This is a genomic window from Halopseudomonas salina, from assembly GCF_008641105.1.
In genome coordinates this window covers 1-25,644 of sequence record NZ_VTTI01000005.1, presented here as the reverse complement: position 1 = coordinate 25,644, position 25,644 = coordinate 1, and the positions used below count along the sequence as shown (strand labels likewise).

23 protein-coding genes and 1 pseudogene are annotated in these 25,644 nt (G+C 58.2%); 12 read left to right on the top strand and 12 right to left on the bottom strand.

Annotated elements, in window-relative coordinates; translation table 11 throughout:
* Positions 1 to 131: 131 nt before the first annotated feature.
* A complete protein-coding gene (locus FZF01_RS09450) occupies positions 132 to 1,316 on the bottom strand; it encodes an acyl-CoA dehydrogenase (protein ID WP_150277921.1) in 1,185 nt (394 codons plus the stop codon).
* Between the two features lie 254 nt (positions 1,317 to 1,570).
* On the opposite strand from FZF01_RS09450, the gene FZF01_RS09445 reads away from it, so the two are divergent.
* Positions 1,571 to 2,467 carry a LysR family transcriptional regulator gene (locus FZF01_RS09445; protein ID WP_150277920.1) on the top strand — a complete coding sequence of 299 codons (897 nt, stop codon included), beginning with the start codon at positions 1,571 to 1,573 and terminating at the stop codon, positions 2,465 to 2,467.
* A gap of 51 nt (positions 2,468 to 2,518) precedes the next feature.
* On the opposite strand, the gene FZF01_RS09440 is transcribed toward FZF01_RS09445, so the two are convergent.
* The 8 genes and pseudogenes from FZF01_RS09440 to rpe form a co-directional block, all read right to left on the bottom strand.
* A complete protein-coding gene (locus FZF01_RS09440; protein ID WP_150277919.1) occupies positions 2,519 to 3,094 on the bottom strand; it encodes a YceI family protein in 576 nt (191 codons plus the stop codon).
* On the bottom strand, positions 3,091 to 3,666 hold the full coding sequence (locus FZF01_RS09435) for a cytochrome b (RefSeq protein WP_150277918.1): 576 nt from the start codon (positions 3,664 to 3,666) through the stop codon (positions 3,091 to 3,093). The genes FZF01_RS09440 and FZF01_RS09435 overlap by 4 nt, the downstream gene beginning before the upstream one ends.
* 115 nt (positions 3,667 to 3,781) lie before the next feature.
* On the bottom strand, positions 3,782 to 4,576 hold the full coding sequence (gene trpC / locus FZF01_RS09430) for an indole-3-glycerol phosphate synthase TrpC (protein WP_150277917.1): 795 nt from the start codon (positions 4,574 to 4,576) through the stop codon (positions 3,782 to 3,784).
* On the bottom strand, positions 4,573 to 5,619 hold the full coding sequence (gene trpD / locus FZF01_RS09425) for an anthranilate phosphoribosyltransferase (protein WP_150277916.1): 1,047 nt from the start codon (positions 5,617 to 5,619) through the stop codon (positions 4,573 to 4,575). Before trpD ends, trpC begins: the two co-directional genes overlap by 4 nt.
* An 18-nt stretch (positions 5,620 to 5,637) precedes the next feature.
* Positions 5,638 to 6,234: an aminodeoxychorismate/anthranilate synthase component II gene (locus FZF01_RS09420; RefSeq protein ID WP_150277915.1), complete on the bottom strand. Its 597-nt coding sequence runs from the start codon at positions 6,232 to 6,234 to the stop codon at positions 5,638 to 5,640.
* A gap of 10 nt (positions 6,235 to 6,244) precedes the next feature.
* Positions 6,245 to 7,723 (bottom strand): anthranilate synthase component I, encoded by a 1,479-nt coding sequence (gene trpE / locus FZF01_RS09415; protein WP_150277914.1) that lies wholly within the window; start codon positions 7,721 to 7,723, stop codon positions 6,245 to 6,247.
* A 70-nt stretch (positions 7,724 to 7,793) separates the two neighbouring features.
* Positions 7,794 to 8,584 (bottom strand): annotated as a pseudogene (locus FZF01_RS09410) (phosphoglycolate phosphatase).
* Positions 8,585 to 9,259 (bottom strand): ribulose-phosphate 3-epimerase, encoded by a 675-nt coding sequence (gene rpe / locus FZF01_RS09405; protein ID WP_150277913.1) that lies wholly within the window; start codon positions 9,257 to 9,259, stop codon positions 8,585 to 8,587.
* 96 nt (positions 9,260 to 9,355) lie between these two features.
* Between rpe and FZF01_RS09400 the strand changes: the two genes are divergently transcribed.
* Complete coding sequence (locus FZF01_RS09400; RefSeq protein WP_150277912.1) at positions 9,356 to 10,270, top strand: DUF3530 family protein; 915 nt, start codon at positions 9,356 to 9,358, stop codon at positions 10,268 to 10,270.
* On the opposite strand, the gene djlA is transcribed toward FZF01_RS09400, so the two are convergent.
* Genes djlA through FZF01_RS09385 form a run of 3 tightly spaced genes read right to left on the bottom strand, consistent with a single transcriptional unit; the run spans position 10,267 to position 12,787 of the window.
* Positions 10,267 to 11,091: a co-chaperone DjlA gene (djlA, locus tag FZF01_RS09395; RefSeq protein WP_150277911.1), complete on the bottom strand. Its 825-nt coding sequence runs from the start codon at positions 11,089 to 11,091 to the stop codon at positions 10,267 to 10,269. The two genes, FZF01_RS09400 and djlA, sit on opposite strands and share 4 nt — an antisense overlap.
* A gap of 5 nt (positions 11,092 to 11,096) precedes the next feature.
* Positions 11,097 to 11,774, bottom strand: a complete 678-nt coding sequence (murU, locus tag FZF01_RS09390) for an N-acetylmuramate alpha-1-phosphate uridylyltransferase MurU (protein WP_150277910.1) — start codon at positions 11,772 to 11,774, stop codon at positions 11,097 to 11,099.
* Complete coding sequence (locus FZF01_RS09385) at positions 11,771 to 12,787, bottom strand: aminoglycoside phosphotransferase family protein (RefSeq protein WP_223825464.1); 1,017 nt, start codon at positions 12,785 to 12,787, stop codon at positions 11,771 to 11,773. The genes murU and FZF01_RS09385 overlap by 4 nt, the downstream gene beginning before the upstream one ends.
* A 151-nt stretch (positions 12,788 to 12,938) precedes the next feature.
* Here FZF01_RS09385 and lptD point away from each other — a divergent pair, with 151 nt between their 5' ends.
* The 10 genes from lptD to FZF01_RS09335 all read left to right on the top strand — a co-directional run bounded on the left by lptD (position 12,939) and on the right by FZF01_RS09335 (position 25,429).
* Entirely contained in the window at positions 12,939 to 15,596 is a 2,658-nt protein-coding gene (gene lptD / locus FZF01_RS09380) for an LPS-assembly protein LptD (RefSeq protein ID WP_150277908.1), read from the top strand.
* A complete protein-coding gene (locus FZF01_RS09375; RefSeq protein WP_223825463.1) occupies positions 15,586 to 16,875 on the top strand; it encodes a peptidylprolyl isomerase in 1,290 nt (429 codons plus the stop codon). The genes lptD and FZF01_RS09375 overlap by 11 nt, the downstream gene beginning before the upstream one ends.
* Positions 16,875 to 17,867 carry a 4-hydroxythreonine-4-phosphate dehydrogenase PdxA gene (pdxA, locus tag FZF01_RS09370; RefSeq protein ID WP_150277906.1) on the top strand — a complete coding sequence of 331 codons (993 nt, stop codon included), beginning with the start codon at positions 16,875 to 16,877 and terminating at the stop codon, positions 17,865 to 17,867. Before FZF01_RS09375 ends, pdxA begins: the two co-directional genes overlap by 1 nt.
* Positions 17,864 to 18,679, top strand: coding sequence for a 16S rRNA (adenine(1518)-N(6)/adenine(1519)-N(6))-dimethyltransferase RsmA (rsmA, locus tag FZF01_RS09365; RefSeq protein ID WP_150277905.1), 816 nt, complete (start codon positions 17,864 to 17,866; stop codon positions 18,677 to 18,679). Before pdxA ends, rsmA begins: the two co-directional genes overlap by 4 nt.
* Entirely contained in the window at positions 18,676 to 19,059 is a 384-nt protein-coding gene (gene apaG / locus FZF01_RS09360) for a Co2+/Mg2+ efflux protein ApaG (protein ID WP_150277904.1), read from the top strand. Before rsmA ends, apaG begins: the two co-directional genes overlap by 4 nt.
* 31 nt (positions 19,060 to 19,090) lie before the next feature.
* Positions 19,091 to 19,903, top strand: coding sequence for a symmetrical bis(5'-nucleosyl)-tetraphosphatase (locus FZF01_RS09355; protein WP_150277903.1), 813 nt, complete (start codon positions 19,091 to 19,093; stop codon positions 19,901 to 19,903).
* Positions 19,904 to 19,906: 3 nt separating this feature from the next.
* A complete protein-coding gene (gene glpE / locus FZF01_RS09350; RefSeq protein ID WP_150277902.1) occupies positions 19,907 to 20,239 on the top strand; it encodes a thiosulfate sulfurtransferase GlpE in 333 nt (110 codons plus the stop codon).
* 307 nt (positions 20,240 to 20,546) lie between these two features.
* Positions 20,547 to 22,469 carry a PrkA family serine protein kinase gene (locus tag FZF01_RS09345; RefSeq protein ID WP_150277901.1) on the top strand — a complete coding sequence of 641 codons (1,923 nt, stop codon included), beginning with the start codon at positions 20,547 to 20,549 and terminating at the stop codon, positions 22,467 to 22,469.
* Positions 22,470 to 22,607: 138 nt separating this feature from the next.
* Entirely contained in the window at positions 22,608 to 23,879 is a 1,272-nt protein-coding gene (locus tag FZF01_RS09340) for a YeaH/YhbH family protein (protein ID WP_150277900.1), read from the top strand.
* The gene (locus FZF01_RS09335) at positions 23,876 to 25,429 is read left to right on the top strand and encodes a SpoVR family protein (RefSeq protein ID WP_150277899.1); all 1,554 of its coding nucleotides are present in this window, start codon (positions 23,876 to 23,878) and stop codon (positions 25,427 to 25,429) included. The genes FZF01_RS09340 and FZF01_RS09335 overlap by 4 nt, the downstream gene beginning before the upstream one ends.
* Positions 25,430 to 25,644 lie beyond the last annotated feature (215 nt).

Below are 25,644 nucleotides of genomic sequence, written 5' to 3'. Positions count from 1 at the left end.
AAGCAACAAGTGGCCCATACGATCTGTTGTCGAGGTATCTGAACACGTCATTGAGTAGCCCTATACAAAAACGGCAAGTCCACCTGCTCGGTTTGACTTGCCGCTTATGGCTTGTAGCTTGCAGCTATGTCTTAGAAGAACGCCTGCAAACCCGTTTGTGCCCGACCCAGAATCAGCGCGTGCACATCGTGGGTACCTTCATAGGTGTTCACCACTTCCAGATTGACCACATGACGGATCACGCCATACTCATCGGAGATGCCGTTACCGCCAAGCATATCGCGGGCCACCCGAGCAATGTCCAGGGACTTGCCGCAGGAATTGCGCTTCATCATCGAAGTGATTTCCACCGCTGCAGTGCCTTCATCTTTCATGCGACCCAGGCGCAGACAGCCCTGCAGCGCCATGGTGATTTCAGTCTGCATGTCGGCCAGTTTCTTCTGGATCAGCTGAGTCTGCGCCAGCGGGCGGCCAAACTGCTTACGGTCCAGGGTGTATTGGCGCGCGGTGTGCCAGCAGAATTCAGCGGCTCCCAGGGCGCCCCAGGATATGCCGTAACGGGCAGAGTTAAGGCAAGTGAAAGGCCCTTTCAGACCGGTTACGCCGGGCATCAGGTTTTCTTCCGGAACGAATACGTCTTCCATCACGATCTGGCCGGTGATGGATGTACGCAGACCCACCTTACCCTTGATTGCCGGAGCGCTCAGGCCTTTCCAACCCTTCTCCAGAATAAAGCCGCGGATCACGTCATCTTCGGTCTTGCCCCAGACCACAAACACATCGGCAATAGGGCTGTTGGTGATCCACATCTTGGCACCGTTCAACTTATAACCACCATCAACCTTCTTCGCACGAGTGACCATCGAACCCGGGTCGGAGCCGTGATCTGGCTCGGTCAGACCGAAACAACCGATGTACTCGCCACTGGCCAACTTGGGCAGGTATTTCTGCTTCTGCTCCTCGCTGCCAAACTCGTTGATCGGCACCATGACCAGGGAAGACTGCACGCTCATCATCGAGCGGTAACCGGAATCGACCCGCTCCACTTCACGGGCGATCAGGCCGTAGCAGACGTAATTCAAGCCGCTCCCGCCGTACTGCTCGGGGATAGTGGCACCGAGTAGACCAAGCTCACCCATTTCACGGAAGATAGAAGCGTCGGTCTGTTCGTGACGAAACGACTCGAGCACACGCGGCATCAGCTTCTCCTGACAATAGGAAGCGGCTGAATCACGCACCATGCGCTCTTCTTCAGTGAGCTGCTGCTCAAGCAGTAGGGGATCAATCCAGTTGAATTGTGCTTTTGAGTCGGCCATGTGAGCTCCGTAAAGATGTAGGGACAGAAACGCGTCAAGCGCCGTGGATGGGTACAGACTAGACCTGAAGAGCCCTGGCAGCAAACGCCTTTTTTTCAGCTACCTGTGCTATTTTGGAACTCCGAAAAACAGCTTCAAGCTACAAGCGTCAAGCTGCAAGTGAAGCTTGTTCGTGCCTAACGCGCCGATTCGTAACTGCACGACCAACTTGCAGCTTGTAACTTGTAGGTTGCCGCTGCTCCAGAGGAGTTAACATGCGCCGCAAGATCCCCCCGACCCAGGCTCTGGTTTGTTTCGAGTCCTCTGCCCGGCATGAAAGTTTTACCAAGGCCGCAGAGGAACTCTCGCTGACACAGAGTGCAGTATGCCGCCAGATTGCCAATCTGGAAGAATTTCTCGATGTGCAGTTGTTTCGTCGTACCCGCCGTGGAGTGAAGCTGACCGAGGCCGGACAAACCTATAGTAGACGCATCAGCAGCAGGCTGGATGCGGTCGAGCGGGATACGCTCTCCGTAATGGGGAACCAGGGCACCGCAACCCTGGAGCTGGCTGCAGTCCCCACCTTCAGCACCCAGTGGCTGCTACCCCGTCTGGGGGATTTTCTGACGAAACATCCGCACGTATCGGTAAACCTGACCAACCGCACGCGTCCATTCCTGTTTGCCGATACCGAATTCGACGCTGCCATCTATTTTGGTGATGGCGACTGGTCGGGTACCGAAGCACATTTTCTGATGCAGGAATCACCAATACCCGTCTGCAGCCCCGACCTGATAGCTCCGCACACTCATTTGGAGCCTGTGCAGATTGCAGAACTGCCGTTACTGCAACAGACCACCCGCCCCTATGCCTGGAGGCAATGGTTCGGTTCGTTGGATATGCGGATAGAACACGATCTGAACGGCACCCGCCTGGAATTGTTCTCGATGCTTGCCAAGGCGGCAATTCACGGGATGGGGGTGGCATTGATTCCGCCGTTCCTGATTCGGGATGAGCTGGACAGCGGCCGCCTGATCACACCTTGCGCCCACAGCTTTGACAGCGATCATGCCTACCATCTGGTCATACCAGAGCGTAAGGCAGAATCCGCTACATTGCAGGCATTCAGGGACTGGATAGTCGAAGAGGCCGCCCGTTACCGGGCGACCTGAAATGCACAACCTGGCGACCTGAGCGGGTCTCCGGCTTGTGTTCGGGCATGATTACTGACGAACACCTTCAACACTGAGAATCAACTCCACTTCCTGGGAAGCAGGCCCAAGATCCTTGGTGATATCAAAGTCGGTCAGTTTCAATGTAGTAGTCCCGGCAAAGCCTGCGCGATAGCCACCCCATGGGTCCTCGCCCTCGCCGATGAACTGAGCGGCAAGCACTACCGGCCGAGTAACCCCGTTAAGCGTCAGATCACCTGTAATGTTTGCAGTTTCATCACCGGTCATTTCCACGGACGTGGACTTGAACGTAGCCTGGGGATGGTCGTCGACACTCAGGAAGTCATCACTGCGCAGGTGCTTGTCCCGCTCGGCATGATTGGAGTCCACGCTGGCAGTGTTGATGACCACATTGACGGAGCTCTCTTCGGGCTTGTCCGCATCCCAGCTGAAGGAGCCATCAAAGTCGTTGAAACCGCCATATAACCAGCTGTAGCCCAGGTGGCTGATCTTGAAGTTGATAAAGGCATGCTGGCCTTCCTTGTCGATCGCGTATTCAGCGGCCTGCAATCCGCCGCTCAGGGCGACCAATCCGCTCAGGGCTATACCAGCAATCACTTTCTTCATGGTTTTTTCTCCTCGGTTGAGCGCGGCCGCATGCCTAGCATGCGCCGCAAGGTACTATCGTGATCCAGAAAATGGTGCTTGAGGGCGCCCAGGGCGTGCAACGCAACCAACCCAAGCAAGGTAACGCCCAGCCAGTAATGCACGAAGCCGGCACGGTCAGCCTGCGAAGGCAAACCGGTAATCAGTGCAGGCACTTCAAACCAGCCGAATACGCTGACACCTCGACCCTTGGCGGTGGAGATCAGGTACCCACTGGTAACAATGATGAACAGAAGAACGTAGAGCAGGCAGTGAATCACTCTGGCCAGATTGATTTCCCAGCCTTTGTGATGCGGCAAGGGAACCGGTTTCGGATTGGCCAGGCGCCAGAACAGGCGCAGGACAATAAGAGCAGCGAGCGTTATTCCGATACTTTTATGCCAGAAAGGCGCGCGCTGGTACCAGTTGCTGTAGTAATCCAGACCGGTCATCCACAGCCCAAGGATGGCAATACCTATCACCCCCAGCCCAATGACCCAGTGCAAAACGACCGCGACAAGACCATAGGTCTCTTTTGTGTTCCTTACTTGCATACTGCCGATCCCGAGTTATTGTGGAATGATTCTCACATCGGTCCAGGCAAACTGAAAGCGCAATATTCAGTTGGAAACAATCAGTATAATAGATACTTCAGCAACGCCATTGGACTCAGAAGAACAATCGCTTCAGCTCGCCACCTGGGTTCGACGCACGCATGAAGGCTTCCCCGACCAGGAACCCATACACTTCATGGGCTAGCATCAATTCCACATCAGCACGACTGAGAATGCCACTTTCCGTGATCAGTAGCCGATCAGTGGGCACTTGGGGTAGCAGCTCCAGAGTGGTGTCCAGGGTGACTTCAAAAGTATGCAAATTGCGATTGTTTATACCTATCAGGGGCGTGTCGAGCTTCAGGGCGCGCACCAACTCGGTCTCGTCATGCACTTCTACCAGCACATCGAGCTGTTGCTCACGGGCCACAGCAGCCAGGTCCGCCAGCTGCGCATCATCCAGCACAGAGGCGATCAACAGCACGCAGTCGGCACCCATGGCACGCGCCTCGACCACCTGGTACGGATCAATCAGAAAATCCTTGCGGATCACCGGCAGACTGCAGGCCGCACGGGCCTGGCGCAGATAGTCATCGCTGCCCTGGAAAAAATCGATATCGGTCAGGACAGAGAGGCAGACCGCGCCGCCCTGCTCATAGCTTGCTGCGATCTCGGCCGGATCGAAGTGTTCACGTAACACGCCCTTGCTTGGAGAGGCTTTCTTGACCTCGGCAATCACCGCTGGCCGCTGCGCTGCAGCAGCTCGCTGCATCGCAGCAGCAAATCCACGTGGTGCATCGGCGCTGGCGGCTGTGCGCTCCAGATCGGCCAGCGAAAGACGACCTTTACGTTCCGCCACTTCCTCATGCTTGCGGGCAATGATGTTCTGCAAAATGGTAGGAATACTCACTGGGCGCTGTCCTCGCGGAAGATATCGGTAAAGGCAATCAGCTCATTGAGCTTTTCCCGGGCCAGGCCGGAGTGCAAGGCATCGGACGCCAACTGCACCCCCTCGAGAAAGGTTGCCGCCTGGTCACAGGCGTACAAAGCGGCACCGGCATTGAGAATAATCATGTCAGCGGCTTTCTCGCCCGCCTCGGTCTTGCGCTTACCCAGGGCATCATTAATCAGCGCCAGAGAGCCCGCCGCGTCTTCGACGCTCAGACCGATCAGGCTGCGGCTGGCAATGCCCAGATCCTCGGGACTGATATCGTACTCGAGTATCTCGCCGTTCTTCAGCTCCGCGACATGGGTTGGCGCTGCCAGGCTGACCTCATCGAGGCCATCGCGGGCGCTCACCACCAGCACATGTTCGCTGCCCAGACGCTTGAGCACCTCGGTCATGGGTCGGCACAGCCGGTCGGTAAACACGCCGATCACCTGATGGCGCACACCGGCCGGGTTGGTCATCGGCCCGAGCATATTGAACAGGGTGCGCAGACCGAGCTCCTTGCGCGGGCCTACCGCATATTTCATGGCGCTGTGGTGCGCTGGGGCAAACATGAAGCCGACCCCTACCGCCTCCACACAGCGACTGACCTGCTCAGGCGTGAGGTTCAGATTCACTCCCGCGATCTCCAGCAGATCAGCACTGCCGCTTTTGCCCGATACTGCGCGATTGCCGTGCTTGGCTACTTTGCCTCCGGCAGCGGCAACCACCAAAGCGGCCGCAGTGGAGACGTTGAAAATATTGGCACCATCTCCACCGGTGCCGCAGGTATCTACCACCCGGTCGCCGGTAACAACCACACCCGATGCCAACTCACGCATCACCATGGCGGCACCGGTAATCTCGTCAATGCTCTCGCCCTTCATGCGCAGACCGACCAGAAAGGCGCCTATCTGCGCGTCAGTGCATTGGCCGGTCATGATGGAGCGCATCACCTCGCGCATTTCTTCGGTGCCCAGGTCAATGTGATCAACGACTCGAGCCAGTGCCGTCCTGATATCCATAGATACTCCCTGTCTTGTTCAGCCGCGCTGGCCGCCCTGCTGCTTGAGAAAATTGGCGAGCAATTCGTGGCCTTGCTCGGTGAGAATGGACTCGGGGTGGAACTGCACGCCCTCGATCATGTGTTCGCGATGGCGCACACCCATGATCTCATCCACTGAACCATCCTCGTGCTGCGTCCAGGCGGTGATTTCCAGGCAATCGGGCAAGGTTTCTCGGCTCACCACCAATGAATGATAGCGGGTAACCACCAGAGGGTTGGCCAGACCGGCAAATACACCCTGGAATTCGTGGAAAACCGGACTGGTCTTGCCGTGCATCACCTGGCGAGCACGTACCACATCGCCACCAAAAGCCTGGCCGATCGCCTGGTGACCCAGACAGATACCGAGAATCGGCAACTTCCCGGCAAAATGCCTGAGAACCTCGACAGAGACCCCTGCTTCATTCGGCGTGCAGGGACCGGGAGAAATAACTATGCGCTCCGGCTGCAGTGCTTCGATCTGCCCGACATTCATCTCGTCGTTGCGGATCACCTTGACCTCTGCACCCAGCTCTCCCAGGTACTGCACCACGTTGTAGGTGAAGGAGTCGTAATTATCGATCATCAGTAACATAGGGTGCTCCTCACTCTACCGACTGTTCAGCCAGGGCTACGGCCCGGAACATCGCACGACGCTTGTTGATCGTCTCTTCCCATTCCAGCGCCGGCACGGAGTCGGCGACGATACCGCCGCCGGCCTGCACGTGCAGCTCACCGTTCTTGATTACCGCTGTACGGATTGCGATCGCGGTGTCCATATTGCCGTTCCAGGCCCAGTAACCCACCGCGCCGCCGTAGACGCCGCGTTTGACCGGCTCCAGTTCATCGATAATTTCCATCGCACGGATCTTCGGCGCACCGGACAAGGTGCCGGCGGGCAAAATAGCGCGTAGCGCGTCCATCGCGTTCAGCTCTTCAAGCAATTGGCCCTTCACGTTGGAGACGATGTGCATCACGTTGGAATAGCGCTCGATTACCATCTTTTCCGTAACCTTGACCTGGCCGATCTTGGCTACACGACCCACGTCGTTACGCCCCAGATCAATCAACATCAAGTGCTCGGCAATCTCTTTGTGGTCGGCCAACAGATCGCGTTCCAGCGCCAGGTCATCCTCTTCCGTGACGCCGCGCGGGCGCGTGCCGGCGATCGGACGCACGGTGACTTCGCCGTCCTCGACCCGTACCAGCACTTCCGGTGAGCTGCCCACCACGTGAAAATCACCAAAATTGAAGAAATACATATAAGGCGTCGGATTCTGGCTACGCAGCGCGCGATACAGATCGATCGGTTCGGCAGCGAAGTCGATGCTCATGCGCTGGGAGGGCACTACTTGCATGCAATCACCGGCCAGAATGTATTCCTTGACCGTATCCACGGCTCGCTCGTAATCCTCGCGGGTAAAACTGGCGCGGTAATCCAGATCACGGTCAGGCGGATTATCCAGCGACAGGGGACGGCGCTGGGCCAGCGGCTGACGCAGCTTGTCCAGAAGCTCCTCCAGGCGCTTGTTGGCCTGGTCAAAAGCATTCTCGACTGAGGGGTCGGCCAGAACGATCGCATGCAGCTTCCCGGCCAGGTTGTCGAATACCACAACCTCATCGGACACCATCAACAGGATGTCAGGGTTGTTCAAGGGGTCAGGGTTGGGGCAATGGGCCAGACGCGGTTCGACATAGCGCACACAGTCATAACCGAAGTAGCCCACCAGACCGCCGTTGAAGCGGGGCAGGCCGGGGATGCTCGGGACCTTGTAGCGCGCCTTGAATTCTTCGACAAAGGCCAGCGGATCATCGCACTCATGGCGTTCGGTCTCCACATCATCGACCAGCACCCGGGCGCTGTGCCCGTAAACACGTAATACCGTGCGGGCCGGCAGCCCCAGAATGGAGTAGCGTCCCCATTTTTCACCGCCCTGCACGGACTCGAGCAGATAGGAGTATGGCGCGTCGGCCAATTTCAGGTAGGTGGACAGCGGGGTGTCCAGGTCGGCCAGCACTTCACGTACCACGGGTACACGGTTGAAGCCCTGGTCAGCCAGGCGTAAAAAATCGTCTTGGGTCATGATCAGCCTCATGGGGCGGGTAATTGTCACACAAACGGAGAAGGCCCGCGCCGAGCGCAGGCAGGCAGAATCAGGTGCGCCAACGCCAGCGGGCGAGCGCCTTGATCACTCTCATCAGTTTGCGGTTGCTGACAAACACGGCTGATCCGTCTCGAAAGGGTCTAAAGTCAGGCTGAAAGACTATATGAGCGCGTCCAGTGAATCAACCAGCAAATCCGGGTTTTGCGCGGCTATGGGCTCGCCATGGTTGTAGCCATAACTGACCGCAACGACCTTCACGCCAGCCGCTCTGGCGGCGATCACGTCGTTGCGTGAGTCACCAATGAAGAGTGTTTCGTTCGCCGTCACACCAGCCAGCTCCATGATCCAGTGCAGCGCAGCCGGATCAGGCTTTTGCGCAGCGAGCGTATCGCCACCTACCAGCCAGCGAAAATACCTGCCCAGGTTTTTTTCCTGCAAAAGCGGAGCAACAAAGCGTTCGGGCTTATTGGTCGCAATCGCCATCGTCACACCCTCCTGCTGCAACCACTCGAGCAGGGGTTGTACGCCGGAATAAACCCGGGTGAGATGATGCTCTCCGGCATAGGCCTGAAGGAAATCCTGGTGTGCCGGCGCAGCCTCTGCATCTTCTACTCCCGCATACTCAAGGCTGCCTGCCAGGGCCCGGCGCACCAGTACTTCCGAGCCATTGCCCACCCAGTCCTTGACTCTTTCTACCCCCGCGGGTGGGCGCCCACGCAGAGCGAGCATGGTGTCGACTGCAGCAGCAAGGTCAGGCACGGAGTCAAGCAGCGTTCCGTCCAGATCAAAGATCACCAGGGTCGGCAGCCGACCCTCAAACATATGCCGAAGCTGGCTCACTCAGCGCCTCACCAGGGCCAGCTCGGCGCGCATCTGATCTATTACGGCCCTGTAATCAGGCTGGTTGAATATGGCAGAGCCGGCTACAAAGGTATCCGCGCCAGCCTCTGCAACCTGGCGAATGTTCTGCACATTGACGCCCCCGTCCACTTCCAGCCGAATACTCCGTCCACTGGCGTCGATCAGCGCACGGGCTTCGCGCAACTTGTCCAGGGTGCCGGGGATGAACTTCTGCCCACCGAAACCGGGGTTTACGCTCATCAGCAACACCATGTCGACCTTGTCCATTACGTACTTCAAGCTGTCCAGGGAGGTTGCCGGGTTGAATACCAGACCCGCCTTGGCGCCACCTTCCCGAATCAACTGCAAAGAGCGATCAATATGTTCGCTGGCCTCGGGGTGGAAGGTGATATACGAGGCTCCCGCCTCGAGGAAATCACCGATAATGCGATCTACCGGTTTGACCATCAAATGCACATCGATCGGCGCAGTGATGCCGTATTTGCGCAGCGCACTGCAGACCATCGGACCGATTGTCAGATTCGGCACATAGTGATTATCCATCACATCGAAATGTACGATGTCGGCACCAGCGGCCAGCACCTTGTCGACCTCTTCGCCCAGGCGGGCGAAATCGGCGGAGAGTATGGAGGGGGCAATCGCATAGTCAGACATAACGGACCTCGGGGTTAAAACGGATGGCCTAGTCTACCCCAGCAGGCCGCTTATGCGCTGTTATACTGGCACTTTATCCCACACGGGTACCTTCCGATGCGCCATCCGATTCTACTAGCATGCATGTGCCTTGCCTTTACTCTGCAGGCGCCAGCGGTGCTATCCCAGGACGCCGAGTCGCCGACAAATCAGACAGAGCAACTTACGGAAACCCCTGCCGAACCAGCGACAGCGCAACCGGATGAACAGCCTGAAGCGGATATCTCCCGGGCCCAGAACCAGGAACAAGCCCTGCACAGAAAGCTGCCGACTGCACAGCTTCGCCAGCTGGAGTCAGGTGAGGATGCCTTTCTGGGTTTATTTCTGCCTGCAGCACAGCCGCAGCCCCGCGGGGGCATCATGCTGATAGCTGATCAAAACGAACATGCCGACTGGCCAGAGCTGATCGGCCCGGCGCGCCGCTATCTAAGCAGTCAGGGCTGGCACACCCTGGCGATTACGTTGCCGGAAACACCACGGCTTGACCCAGCTCTGGATGAAGCGGCCAACAATGGAATGCTGGCTGAAACAGCGGAACGCACCACTGGGCGAATCAATGTGGCCGCCCAGGCTCTGCAGGCAGAGGGCACTGAAACCCTGGTGCTATTGGGTCGCGGCGAAGCCGCATTCTGGGTATTGCAGGCCACGGCAGCGGACGCCTCCCCCCGGACAGAAGCTGCCGCGCTGATTCTGATGCAGTCCCGGCCACCAACCTACAGCCCTGAGCGACACGCCCAACTGGATGGCCTGCTGGCCCTGTGGCAAAAGCCGGCTTACGAGATATTCGATGGCACGGATCAGGTCAGCCGCGAGCAGGCACAAGATCGGAAGTTGAACGCCCAACGCCTGGCCAACCAACGCTATGACCAACTGCTGCTGATCAAACAGGATCAATCGGAACTGGGCCAGCGCATGCTTGCCAAACGGATTCAGGGCTGGCTGGAAAAGAATATACCCCCGCAGCAGCCCTAGCGAAAACCACGGTAACGCTTGAGGCGCTCGTAGGCATCCTGGATCCGGTGAATTCGCTCGCCGGCACTATTCTGTTCTTTTTCACCGTCGCCCCGCGCCATCGACTTGTCCGGATGATGCCGGCTCATCTGGCGACGGTAGGCGCGCTTGATTTCCTCCGGACTGGCATCAAGGTCAACCTCCAGTAGCAGTGCCGCATCCTTGAGACTGTCTCGACTGGTGACCGGCGCCTGCCGCTTGCGTCGATCAGTTCGATCTGTGCGTTGCGTGCGATCGGTGCGTTGGCGTTGGTGACGCTGATGCATTCGCTGCTGTTCAGCGTTGCCGACACCAGCCTTGCTGGCCCACTGGTCAAGCAGTTGCCGTTCGCGGCCACCCAGACTGCCATCGGCCAACGCCATTCGCCAGCAACAGTCGAGCAATTCAGCACTGCGTTCCGGCTCGCTGCGCAAAAGCTTGCGCACCATCCCATCCAGCCTGTCACCAGCCTCCTTGCCCTCATTGAACCAGCGCATCGCACGAATACGCCCCTCTTCATCCAGGCGATACTGCTGCATTAGGTCCCGCGCCAGCTGCAGGTGCTCGGGGATCACTCGACCTTCGCACTTGGCGATGCGCCCCAGGCACAGGAAAAGAATCTGCTCAAAGCTGACCCGTTCTGCAGCAAAGGTCTGACGAACACGCACCGGTAGTTCAGACCAGCGCTTGAGTCGCCAATGTCGATCCAGCGCGTGGCCAAGTACTGCGCCGAGAATCGCACCGGGCACATCGCCCACCCACGCACCGAGCAGGGCACCGGCGACAGTCATTGGCCAAAGCATAGGGCTCAGATCCCTCCAGCCAGGCGGTCAGCCTCGCTCAGACGCTCCGGGGTTCCTACGTCCAGCCAGTCACCGGCGAAATATTCGCCGCTGACCAGCCCCTGCTCTGCCGCCTCACGCAGCAAAGGCGCAAGTGCATAAGCGCCAGCTTTCTGCTCGGCAAACAGCCGGGGGCTGAGAACCGCTATGCCCGAGTAGGTCAAAACCGGTGGATACTCCCCCGAGCTTGCCGGGTTAGCCACCTGGCCGTCATGCAGACTGAAGTCGCCTACGGCCTTATGGGCAGGATTATCCACCAACACCAGGTGCGCCAGTTTGCCGACTGGCAGACTCAGTTGGTCAAAGCTGAAGGTGGTCCAGATATCACCGTTTACCAGCACGAAGGGCTCATCGCCAAGCAAGGGAAGCGCGCGCTGTATGCCTCCACCGGTTTCCAGGGGTTCGTCTTCGGCAGACCAGCATATTCTTAGATCCAGCGCGGCGCCGTCGCCCAGCGCCGCTACCAGCTGCTCTCCCAGCCAGGCATGATTGATTACCAGATCTTTGAACCCTGCCCGCGATAGAGCCTCCAGGTGCCAGAAAATCAGTGGCTTGCCCGCAACCGGGAGCAGCGGCTTGGGGGTGTGCAGGGTCAAGGGGCGCATGCGCTCGCCTTTACCTGCTGCAAGAATCATTGCTTTCATGCAGGCATCTCCAGACTGCCCAGCAGGCGCTGCAGCGGGGCCAGGCGCGCATCCCGGGAACAGGCCTCATGCAGGTAGTTGATGAAACGCGGCGCGTCGGTCAGGTAGTGGGGCTTGCCATCACGGTGACAAATGCGGGCAAAGATACCCAGCACCTTGAGGTGTCGCTGCACGCCCATCAATCGAGACTGATCGAGGAAGGTTGAAAAGTTGTCCGGTACGCCAACACCAGCGTCCCATGCCCGCTGCCAGTATCGCTCCAGCCAGGCCTCACGGCGCACAGGCGGCAGATTGAAGAACGCATCGGCAAACAGCGAAGTGACGTCATAACTGACCGGGCCGTACAAGGCGTCCTGGAAATCCAGCACCCCGGGATCACCCGAACCACTCATCAGGTTGCGGGGCATGTAGTCCCGATGCACGAAAACACGGTTTTCCGCCAGGATGCTGTCGAGCAGCAATCGGCACAACGACACCCAATCCTCAAACTCACCGGCAGTCAGATCGCGGCCTTTTACCCGAGTCACAAACCAGTCGGGGAACAGCTGCAGCTCCCGCCGAAGTACCGCCTCATCATATTCGGGTAACACCCCGGGCCGGCTGCTGAGCTGCCAGCGAACCAAGGTGTTCACGGCGGTATCGAACATGCGCTCCAGCTCTTCTTCCTCCACACCTGCCTGAATCGTCTGCAGGTAGGTGCTGGCCCCCATGTCTTCAAGCAGTAACAGACCCTGATCGAGATCGCTGGCGAAGATTTGCGGTGTGCGCACGCCTGCGTCGTCCAGCAAGCCAGCGATCCGTACAAAGGGTCGAGAATCTTCCTGGTCCGGCGGCGCATCCATGACGATCAGGCTGTGGGCGCCGTCCGTCCAGCGGAAATACCGACGAAAACTGGCATCCGCGCTGGCTGGCTCGAGCCGACCTTCACCCACCTCGCCCCACCCCTGCGCCTGATACGCCTGGCCCAATACCGAAGGCAACCAGGCCTTGAGTAACACCCATCTTGAATCCATCATTCCATCCTGTACCGACCGACGCTGGCTCTGGCGTCACACAATGCTTTATTATCCCTTATCTTGCTGGATACACGCAGCATGCATATTGCATTCACCACGCACAAGCCGTCGCGCGCAACAACCGACTGGAAGCCCGGATAACTACAATATGGCCAACCGAACTCCTCCGTTTCGTCCCGCTTTCCCCCTGCTGCTGGTCAGCGGTCTGCTGATAACTCAGCCCCTGACCAGTCTGGCCAATACACAGGTCGATTGTCGCCCCAGTGCCGATGGCACCGGCTGGAGCTGCGAGCCCACAGCCGCGCCAGCCAACCTGCCGCCGCGACCAGTCAGGCCCACCGTAGCAGACCCCGCACCCGAGCCCACACAGGACCGCCGTGAAGCAGTCGTGCAAACGGCCCCTGCAAGGCCGGCACGCTCGGCGTCCCTGCCCGCCGCCGAGATGGACTGGGTCCCCCGCGACCAGCTCAACGACGAGCAGCGTGCCCAGATTGCCTCCTACTGCGGTGGAGCCTACGTGGAGCCGCCCCGGGAAGGGCGTGATGATGCCACTCCGTTCGACCAGTTGCCGATCTACGCCAGCGCTGACTCCAGTCGCTTTGAACAGGGCACCCAGACCGGCACGCTGGAGGGCGACGTTCTGCTGAGCCAGGGTCGCCTGCAGGCGCAGTCCAATCTCGCCAGCTTTGACCAGCCGAACAACCAGATCCTGCTAGACGGCAACGTGCGCTTGCGCGATCAGGGCGTTCTGGTCACCGGTGACAAGGCAAGCATGCAGATTGATAGCGGTGAAGCACGCATCGACCAGGTAAACTATGTAGTCCACGACGCGCGTGCCCGGGGCACTGCAGCCAAGCTGATGCGCCGCGATGATGCCGTGATCGTGCTGACCGAAGGCACCTATACCACCTGTGAGCCGGGGGAAAATACCTGGGCTTTGCACAGCGATGACATCGAGCTGGATCGGGAAAAAGGCTGGGGTGAAGCAAGGCACGTGACCCTGCGGGTCAAGGATGTGCCGGTATTCTATACGCCATATCTGTATTTCCCACTGGATGACCGCCGCCAGACCGGTTTGCTGGCGCCCAGCATGAGCAACTCCACGGACAACGGCACCGAACTGGTCACGCCCTATTATTTCAACCTAGCGCCCAACTATGACGCGACCCTCTACCCGCGGCTGATGTCCCGTCGCGGACTGCAAATGGAAGGCGACTTCCGCTACATGCGTCCGGACGAGCTAACGGTGCTCAGCGCCAGCTTTCTGGATGACCGCGAGTACGACGAGAACCGCTGGCTCTACGGCGTCAACCATGAGGGCGGTTTGGCCAGCAGAATCGTGACCGAGGTCGACTACACCAACATCAGCGATCCGTTTTACTTCCAGGATCTGAACAGCTCCCTGGACACCCGCAGTGGCACCTTCGTCAATCAGAGAGCGGCTGTCACCTACCGCGGCGACAGCTGGAGCCTGCGTGGCACCCTGCACGCCTACGAGCTGGCCACCATTGCCTCACTCACGCCTTACCAGCGGCTCCCGCAGTTGCGCCTGAATGGCAGTAACTATCTTGCCGGCTCCGGCTTCAAGCTCGATTACCGCGCAGAGTACAGCTACTTCGACCGGGATCTGGAGAACGGCACCATTACCGGTGAGGACGGCATTACCTTTGCCGAGCCGGATGAAAACCTGGTTGGCCTGCAACGTGCGACGGGGCATCGTGTCAGCGTCAGCCCGGCCATCAGCTACCCGTGGCGCAACAGCTGGGCTTTTGTAACCCCTGGCGCGCGTGTGCAGTCAGTGTATTACGACCTGGAATTTGATGATCGAGCCGCTGACCCGTTCGATTACGACGGCGCTGATACCAACCCTTCCAGCACCATTCCGGTAGCCAGTCTGGACGCGGGCCTGTACTTCGACCGCGACACCAGCTGGTTCGGCAATAGCCTGCGTCAAACCCTGGAACCCCGGGCGTTCTACCTTTATGCCCCCTACAAGGACCAGAGCGATCAGCCGCTGTTTGATACCAACGCGAATACCTTCAGCTATAATTCGCTGTTCCGCGATGACCGCTTCAGCGGCAATGACCGTACCGGTGATGCCAACCAGCTGGCCCTCGGCGTGACCAGCCGAGCCCTGGAAACAAATGGTCTGGAACGTGCCCGTGCCAGCCTGGGCCAGGTCTTTTATTTCGAGGACCGTCGTGTTCAACTACTCGACAATCAGGGCACCTCGGCAGAGGACGAAACAGAGTCGTCATCAGCTTATGCCGCCGAAGCCATGTACCGGATCAACCAGGCATGGCGCGTGCGCGGCAACGTTTTATGGGACCCGGACAACAGCAGGAACGGCGCAGGCAGTCTGATCGCGAACTATCAGCCCGGCAACGGAAAGGTATTCAACGCAGGCTACCGTTACCGCAATCGAATCAATACTTTTGACTCTCTTACCGGTAACTTCCTGAGCGACCTGGATCAACGGATCGATCAATCCGACCTGTCGTTCATGTGGCCGCTGAACCCACAATGGAGCGTGATCGGACGTTGGCAGCATGATTTTGCCGGCGACAGAACCCTGGAAGCTTTTGGTGGTCTTGAATACGACAGCTGCTGTTGGAAGCTGCGATTCATCAATCGCTACTGGCTCGACTACAACGAACGCGAGTCCGTTGCCAATGACACAGGCAATACCGGCATATTCCTGCAGATTGTGCTCAAGGGCCTCGGCAGCGTCACAGGCAACCGTGTTGAAAGTCTTCTCGATGAAGGCATACCTGGTTACAGAGAGCGTGAAAACAATGGTTTCTAAGTTACAAACAGCATTCCTCGGCCTGTGCGCCAGCTTTTTACTGAGCAGTGCAGTGCAGGCTCAGGTTGTTCCACTCGACCGCGTAGCCGCCATTGTCGATAACGACGTGGTGATGGCCAGCCAGGTGACTGAACGCATGGCCGCCGTTCGCGACCAGCTGCAGCAGGGTGGCGTCCAGATGCCTCCAGAGGACGTCCTTCGCGAGCAGGTTATCGACCGGCTAGTGCTCGAAAGCATTCAACTGCAAATGGGTGAGCGGGCCGGCATTCGTATTGACGATGCCAGCCTCAACCAGACCATGCAGCAATTGGCCGCGCGAAATGGCGTTACCATCGAGGAGTTTCGTGCTGCCCTCGAGCGTGACGGCATCAGCTACGAACAGGCCCGCGAGCAGATCCGCCGTGAAATGATCATCAACCGCGTACGTCAACGTCGGGTGGCCGAGCGCATTCAGGTGAGCGAGCAGGAGATACGCAATTTTCTCAACTCCGAAGCCGGCCGGATGCAGACTGCCCCCGAGTATCGTCTAGCGATGATCGTACTGCCGGTACCCGAGGGTGCCAGCCAGGACGAAGTGCAGAGCATTGGCGAAACGGCTGCAGAGATATATCAGGAGCTGCGCGAAGGTGCTGATTTCAGCTCCCTGGCAGTCAGCCGCTCCACTGACGATACCGCTTTAGAAGGTGGTGAGCTTGGCTGGCGCAAGACGAGTGAAATACCCGGCCCATTCGCCAGTGCGATAGCCCCGCTGGACCCCGGCGAAGTGACCGAGCCACTGCGCTCACCAGTGGGCTTCCACATTCTGCAGGTCCAGGACAAGCGCGGCGCAAGCGAGCAACTGGTCGAGGAATATAGCGTTCGCCACATATTGGTCAAACCAAGCGAAATCCGCAGCCCCGAAGAAACCGCAAAATTGTCGCAGCGCCTGTACGAGCGCATCCAGGCGGGCGAATCCTTTGCCAAACTGGCTCGCGGCTTCTCCGAGGATCCAGGCTCAGCCCTTAACGGCGGCTCGCTGGACTGGGTAATGCCCGAAACAATGGTGACCGAATTCCGCGAAGTCATGACCTCTATCGAAGAGGGTCAGGTTTCTCGCCCCTTCGAATCCCAGTTTGGCTGGCATATCCTGCAGGTCGAGGGTAAGCGCAGCGTCGATATGACTGACGATATGCGCAAGCAGCAGGCAGCCAATCTGTTGCAGGAACGAAAGTATGACTCGGAGTTGCAGACCTGGTTGATGGAAATTCGCGACGAAGCCTATGTCGAGATCCTCATCTAGTGACCTGCAAAGCCATAGCATTGACGCCTGGCGAACCCGCGGGCATCGGCCCCGATCTGTGTCTGATGCTAGCCATGCAGGCTTGCCCCCATGAGCGCGTGGTGATTGCCGACCCTGGCCTGCTGGCTGAGCGCGCGCGCATGCTGGGCCTGAACGTCCAGTTCAAGCCCTTTGATCCAGATGCCCTGCCCCAGCCACAGGCTGCAGGTCAACTGAGTGTGCTGCCGGTAAAAATGCCCGAGACCTGTCAGCCCGGCGTCCTCAACCCGGCCAATGCTACCTATGTACTGAGCACGCTGGAGCTCGCAGGCCGCGGCTGTCTGGACGGTCAGTTTGCCGCAGTAGTCACCGCGCCGGTGCATAAGGGTGTAATCAATGACGCCGGCGTGGTGTTTTCTGGCCATACCGAGTTTTTTGCCGCTCAGACAGGTAGCACACAGGTGGTGATGATGCTCGCCTGCCCCGGCCTTCGAGTCGCATTGGCTACAACTCACCTGCCGTTGCGGGAGGTGGCTGACGCCATTGATCAGTCTTTGCTCGAGCGTGTTCTGCACATCCTCCACGCCGACCTGAAAAACAAATTCGGTATCGCGGAACCGCGCATACTGGTTTGTGGTCTGAACCCCCACGCGGGCGAAGGCGGCCATATGGGCCGCGAAGAAATTGATACCCTCATTCCCGTTCTGGAGCGTTTACGCGCCCAGGGCATGCATCTGGAAGGCCCCTTGCCAGCAGACACTTTATTTACGCCCAAGCACCTGGAGCGTGCCGATGCGGTACTCGCCATGTACCACGACCAGGGCCTGCCTGTGCTCAAGCATATGGGCTTTGGCAACGCGGTGAACATCACTCTGGGCATGCCGATCATCCGCACCTCGGTCGACCACGGCACCGCACTCGATCTCGCCGGCAGCGGCAAAGCCAATCCAGGCAGCCTTCGGGTTGCCCTGGACACGGCGATCACGATGATCGAAGCAAGGGAGGCCGCATGAGCGATTTTGCACCACACCGGGCTCGCAAACGCTTCGGTCAGAACTTTCTACACGATCCAGGCGTCATCAATAATATCCTGCGCGCCGTGGCGCCCCGGGAGGGGCAACACCTTGTGGAAATCGGCCCTGGTCAGGGCGCGATTACCGAAGGGTTGCTTGAAAGTGGCGCCCGGCTTGATGTGGTAGAGCTCGATCACGACCTGCACCCTTTACTGCTTGCCCGCTTTGGCGCCAACACACGCTTTGAGCTGCACAAGGGCGATGCCCTCAAGTTCGATTTCAGCCAGTTGGCGCCAGCCGGGGAAAAGCTCCGCGTGGTCGGCAACCTGCCCTACAACATATCTACCCCGCTGATGTTTCACCTTCTCAAGCAGTCCGACTGCATAGGCGACATGCACTTCATGCTGCAAAAAGAGGTGGTTCAACGCCTTGCCGCTGGTGCGGGCATGAATCATTACGGACGCTTGGGGATCATGGTGCAGTACCACTGCCAGGTTGAGCATCTTTTCGACGTCGGTCCCGGTGCTTTCAAGCCAGCACCCAAGGTCGATTCGGCAATCGTGCGCCTCACCCCTCATGCACAGTTACCACACCCTGCCGAGGATCCGGCCATGCTGGAACTGGTAGTGAGAGAGGCTTTCAATCAGCGCCGCAAGACGCTGCGCAACACGCTCAAGCCCCTGCTGAGCGAAGCAGACATCATTGCCGAAGATCTGGACCCCACCCTGCGACCCGAGCAGGTTGACCTGGCAGGCTTTGTTCGCCTGGCCAACCGTCTGGCGCGGCAAGCCACAGAGGATGCCCAGGCATGAGCGGCTCACCTGTCTACGACATCAGCATTAGCGTCGACACCCGGTATCTTAGCGAACAGTCCGATCCACACGCCAGCCGGTATGCTTTTGCTTACACTATCCACATCCGCAACAGTGGCAATGTACCGGCACAATTGCTGGACCGGCACTGGAAGATCATCGATGGCAACGGCAAGGTCCAGGAGGTCAAAGGACCCGGCGTCATCGGCGAGCAACCGTTGATTGAACCATCTGCCACCTACACTTACACAAGTGGTTGCCTGCTGGAGACACCGGTCGGCTCGATGGAGGGCAGCTACGGCATGCGCGCCACAGATGGCCACAGCTTCCAGGCACCCATTGCGCTATTCAGGCTGGCCAAACCCAACGCCCTTAACTGAAGCCCATTGGCGCACCATACAGGCCCATTGCATGACAACCTACGCTGTCGGCGACCTCCAGGGTTGCCTCGGACCCTTGAAGACCCTGCTGGAAAGAGTCGACTTCAATCCGTCACGCGACACCCTGTGGTCAGTCGGCGACCTGGTCAATCGCGGCCCGGATTCTCTTGGCACTCTGAGGTTTCTTGATAGTCTGGGCGGCGCTTGCATTGCGGTGCTGGGCAATCACGACCTGCATCTGCTGGCAACGGCCCACGACGCCACCCGATTGCGCAATTCAGACACCCTGCTCTCCATCCTGAAAGCAGATGACCGCGTTCAGTTGCTGGATAATTTGCGCCAGCGCCCGCTGGCTCACTTCGATGCCACGCGCGGATTTTTTATGGCTCACGCCGGGATTCCGCCCATATGGACGGTCGCTCAGGCTATGGTCCATGCTGCAGAAGTAGAGGCGGTGTTACGCTCCAAATCCGACTCCAGCGAGTTCCTGAAGCACATGTACGGCAACCAGCCGGACTGCTGGTCGGCCGCCCTGACCGGCATAGAGCGCCTGCGAAGCATTACCAATTACCTGACGCGCATGCGCTTCTGCAAGGCCGACGGCACCCTAGATCTGAAAACCAAGGAAGGCCAGGACACGGCCCCCAATGGCTTTGCTCCCTGGTTCAGTTACCCCCGCAAGGACCCGGATATTCAGGTCGTTTTCGGGCACTGGGCTGCATTGGAGGCCAAGAGCGGTATCCCGGGCATACATGCCCTGGACAGCGGCTGCGTATGGGGCAACTGCATGACCTTGATGAACCTGGACACCGGCGAGCGCCACCAGAGCGATTGTGGAGATTGAACAATGAGTGAATTTGAGCGCATCGGACCGCAACCGGCCAGACAATTGATCGGCCAGGGTGCCGCCGTGGTTGATATCCGTGATCCGCAGAGTTTTGCTGCTGGCCATATTGGCGGCGCCAAACACCTGGACAACAATTCCCTGCCCGCTTTTGTGGCAGCTGCAGACCGAGAACAACCGCTCATCGTCTGTTGCTATCACGGCAATTCCAGCCAATCGGCGGCGGCCTATTTTGCTGACCTCGGCTTTGCCCGTGTGTTCAGCCTTGACGGCGGTTATGAACTCTGGAGCCATCAGTTCCCGGATAATATTTCCCGACCAGATCCCGAGGCCTGATGTTTGGCGGGTATTACAATTTTTTCCAATTTATCGATGTCAGCTACGAGCAAACCAACTATTCTGTGATCAAGGCAATCATTAATTGAAAGCCGGTCTGCCGGCTTCCGCCAAAACGGGAGCCTGCCGGGTCACTTCTGGCAACTACCTCGCCAGCTAGCCGATTCGACAGACTCCCCGACCATGCCTGTTGCGTTGGTGCTGGGGGGATTCATGCTTCATTTTATACCGTCGCCCTCTACCGGCCGTCAGGCTGGCTACCTCCCGGAAGCCACAGACCTCATTCCAGCTCTAGCGAGGTCGAGTCATGAGCATATTCAGCCATTTCCAGAACCGCTTTGAAACCACCCGGCAGGAAGAATTCAGCCTGCAGGAGTATCTCGACCTGTGCAAGGCAGACCCCTTGACCTATGCCACGGCGTCGGAGCGTCTACTCAAGGCGATCGGCGAGCCGGAGCTGATCGACACCTCGCTGGATCCACGCCTGTCGCGGATTTTTTCCAACAAGATCATCAAACGCTATCCTGCCTTTGCCGATTTCCACGGGATGGAGGATGCGATCGAGCATATCGTCTCCTTCTTCCGTCATGCAGCCCAGGGCCTGGAAGAGCGCAAACAGATTCTTTACTTGCTGGGCCCGGTTGGTGGCGGCAAATCCTCGCTCGCCGAAAAGCTCAAGGCACTGATGCAGCAGGTGCCGTTCTATGCCATCAAGGGCTCGCCGGTCTTCGAGTCGCCGCTTGGTCTGTTCAGCCCCGAGGAGGACGGCGCCATTCTGGAGGAGGACTACGGCATTCCACGCCGCTACGTGAACAGCATCATGTCGCCCTGGGCGGTCAAGCGGCTGCACGAGTTCAACGGTGACATCAGCCAGTTCCGCGTGGTCAAACTGTACCCCTCGATCCTGCAGCAGGTTGCGATCGCCAAGACCGAGCCGGGTGACGAGAACAACCAGGATATATCCGCACTGGTGGGCAAGGTGGATATCCGCAAGCTTGAGGAGTTCCCGCAGAACGACCCCGACGCCTACAGCTACTCAGGCGCACTTTGCCGGGCCAACCAGGGCCTGATGGAATTCGTGGAGATGTTCAAGGCTCCGATCAAGGTACTGCATCCGCTGCTGACCGCCACCCAGGAGGGTAACTACAACAGCACAGAGGGGCTGGGTGCGATCCCGTTCAACGGCGTGATCCTCGCCCACTCCAACGAGTCCGAGTGGCACACCTTCCGCAACAACAAGAACAACGAGGCCTTCATCGACCGGATCTACATCGTCAAGGTGCCCTACTGCCTGCGCGTCAGTGACGAAATCCAGATCTACCAGAAACTGCTGACCACGAGCTCGCTGGCCCACGCCCACTGTGCGCCGGACACGTTGAAGATGCTGGCCCAGTTCACCGTACTGTCGCGCCTCAAGGAGCCGGAAAACTCCAACGTCTATTCCAAAATGCGGGTGTATGACGGCGAGAACCTCAAGGATACCGATCCCAAGGCCAAGTCGATCCAGGAATACCGTGACAACGCCGGTGTGGACGAAGGCATGAACGGCCTGTCGACACGTTTTGCGTTCAAGATTCTGTCCCGCGTATTCAACTACGACAATACCGAGGTCGCAGCCAACCCGGTGCACCTGCTCTATGTTCTGGAGCAGCAGATCGAACAGGAGCAGTTTACCAACGAGGTGAGCGAACGATATCTGCGCTTCATCAAGGAATACCTGGCGCCACGCTACGTAGACTTCATCGGCAAGGAAATCCAGACCGCCTATCTGGAGTCCTACAGCGAATACGGACAGAACATCTTCGATCGTTACGTGATGTATGCCGATTTCTGGATCCAGGATCAGGAGTACCGCGACCCCGATACCGGCGAGATTCTCAATCGTATGGCACTCAACGAGGAGCTGGAAAAAATCGAAAAGCCCGCGGGTATCAGCAATCCGAAGGACTTCCGTAACGAGATAGTCAACTTCATGCTCCGCGCCCGAGCCCAGAACAACGGACGCAACCCCTCGTGGCTGTCCTACGAGAAGCTGCGCATGGTGATCGAGAAGAAGATGTTCTCCAACACCGAAGACCTGCTACCGGTCATCAGCTTCAACGCCAAGGCCTCCAAGGAAGACCAGAAGAAACACGGCGATTTCGTCAGCCGCATGATCGAGCGCGGCTATACCGAGAAACAGGTACGTCTGCTGTCGGAATGGTATCTGCGGGTGCGCAAAGCCCAGTAAAAAGCGAGCGGCAAGCTTCAAGCCGCAAGCTTCAAGCGAAAAGATGCCTCGGAGGCGCAGGCAGACATCAGTGTCAGAATTCAGCAAGGCCAGCTTCAAGCTTGCAGCTTGCGGCTTGCAGCTTGAACTGGAGGGCCCATGAGCTATGTGATTGACCGACGCCTGAACGGCAAAAACAAGAGCACGGTGAACCGTCAGCGGTTCCTGCGCCGTTACAAGACCCATATCAAGAAAGCGGTCGAGGAAGCGGTCGGGCGACGGTCGATCACCGATCTTGAGCATGGCGAGCAGATCAGCATCCCCGGCCGCGATATCGACGAGCCGATCTTTCACCATGGCCGCGGTGGACGCAATACCGGAGTGCATCCCGGCAACCGTGAGTTCAGCATGGGAGATCGCATCCCCCGCCCGGAAGGTGGAGGGGGCGGAGGGGGCGGCAGCCAAGCCGGCGATAATGGCGAAGGCATGGACGAGTTTGTCTTCCAGATTACCCAGGAAGAGTTTCTCGACTTCATGTTCGAGGACCTGGCACTGCCGAACCTGGTCAAGCGACATCTGGTCGGCACCGATACCTTCAAGCCCGTGCGTGCCGGCATCAGCAGCCAGGGCAACCCTTCGCGGATAAATATAGTGCGCTCCATGCGCTCGGCCCATGCCCGGCGTATCGCCCTCAGTGGCGGCAGCCGATCGCGACTGCGCGAGGCAACACTGGAACTAGAACAACTCAAACTGGAGCAGCCTGACAATTTCACCGACATACGCCTGCTCGAAGAGGAAATCGGACAGCTGCGCCAGCGTATCGATCGCATCCCGTTTCTGGACACTTTCGATCTGCGCTACAACCTGATCTCCCAGCAACCCAGCCCTAGCTCCAAGGCCGTGATGTTCTGTCTGATGGACGTCTCAGGCTCAATGACCCAGGCCACCAAAGACCTGGCCAAACGTTTTTATATTCTTTTGTACATGTTCCTGCAGCGCAATTACGAGCGTATCGAGGTCGTCTTCATCCGCCATCACACAAGCGCCAAGGAGGTCGACGAGGAGGAATTTTTCTACTCCCGGGAAACCGGTGGCACCATCGTTTCCAGTGCGCTGCGGCTGATGCAGGAAATCGTCGAGCAGCGCTACTCCCCCAATGAATGGAACATATATTGCGCCCAGGCCTCCGATGGCGATAACTGGAACGACGACTCGCCGATCTGCCGCGAGCTACTGATCCGCAAGATCATGCCGGCCATGCAGTATTACTGTTATGTTGAAATCACCCCGCGCGAGCACCAGGCACTCTGGTACGAGTACGAGCAGGTCGCCGCACACTTCCCTGACGGCTTTGCCCAGCAGCAGATCGTGGACACCAACGATATCTATCCGGTATTCCGCAAACTTTTCCAGAAAAGGATGGCCACATGACCCGGCAATTCATTTCCACGGGCTCGGAATGGACGTTCGACCTGATCCGCGAATACGACCGGGAGATCGGCCGTATCGCCCGCGACGTGTATGGGCTGGATACCTACCCGAATCAGATCGAGGTCATCACCGCCGAGCAGATGATGGACGCCTATGCCTCAGTCGGGATGCCTCTGGGCTATCACCACTGGTCCTATGGCAAGCATTTTCTGCACACCGAAAAAAATTACAAGCGCGGCCAGATGGGCCTGGCCTACGAGATTGTGATCAACTCAGACCCCTGCATTGCCTACCTGATGGAAGAGAACAGCATGCCCATGCAGGCGCTGGTCATCGCCCACGCCTGTTATGGCCACAACTCCTTCTTCAAGGGCAACTACCTGTTCCGCAGCTGGACTGATGCCAGCGCGATCATCGACTACCTGGTCTTTGCCCGGCACTACATCAATGAATGCGAGGAGCGTCATGGCATCGATGCAGTAGAAGATATCCTCGACTCCTGCCATGCCTTGATGAACTACGGGGTCGATCGCTACAAGCGGCCCTATCCGATCTCCGCGGAAGAAGAGCGTCAACGCCAGCAGGAACGCGAAGAGCACCTGCAGCGCCAGGTCAACGATCTGTGGCGCACCATACCTGTGTCCGCCGAAGCCCAGCAGCGTCAACATGAAGAACCACGCTACCCGAGCGAACCTCAGGAAAATCTACTCTATTTTATTGAAAAGAATGCACCACTGCTGGAGCCATGGCAGCGCGAGATTGTGCGTATCGTGCGCAAGGTGGCGCAGTACTTCTACCCGCAGCGTCAGACCCAGGTGATGAACGAGGGCTGGGCAACTTTCTGGCATTACACCCTGCTCAACCATCTGTATGACGAGGGCAAGGTAAACGAAGGCTTCATTATGGAGTTTCTACAATCGCACACCAGTGTGATCTATCAGCCTCCATTCGATAGCCAGTGGTACAGCGGTATTAACCCCTATGCGCTGGGTTTCGCGATGATGACCGACATCCGCCGCATTTGCGAAAATCCCACCGAGGAGGATCGACGCTGGTTTCCTGACATAGCGGGCAGTGACTGGCTGGAGACCCTCAAGTTCGCCATGCGTACCTTCAAGGACGAGAGCTTTATTCTGCAGTTTCTGTCGCCCAAAGTGATCCGTGATATGAAACTGTTCGCGATCACCGATGACGAAATAGACGATCATCTGGAAGTAGCTGCAATTCATGACGACAGCGGCTATCGCGCTGTGCGCCAGCATCTGGCCGCACAGTACAACCTGGGCAACCGTGAACCCAACATCCAGGTATGGTCGGTCGACCGGCGCGGTGATCGTTCTTTGACCCTTCACCACCAGCGACATGACGGCAAACCCCTGGGTGAAAGCACCAGCAAGATGCTGCGCCATCTGCACCGGTTATGGGGCTTCGATATACATCTGCAGAGTCTTGAGGGCGATGACGTAGTGTATGAACTGCACATACCACCGCGCGCCGACAGCATGGGCGACCGGCTGCCGCGCTTCGACCTCAACATCCCGCCGATCTAGGGGAAGCCGCAAGCGGCAAGCTTCAAGCTTCAAGCTTCAAGCTTCAAACCAAACCAAACCAAACCAAATCAAACCAAACCAAACCAAACCAATCCAATCCAATCCAATCCAAGCCAAGCCAAAGCCAAAGCCTCCCCCTGTTGAGCCGGTCACATAGGTAACACCACAAACCGGCCACATAGGTAACACCTATGTTGGCCGTATTACTCGTCCCC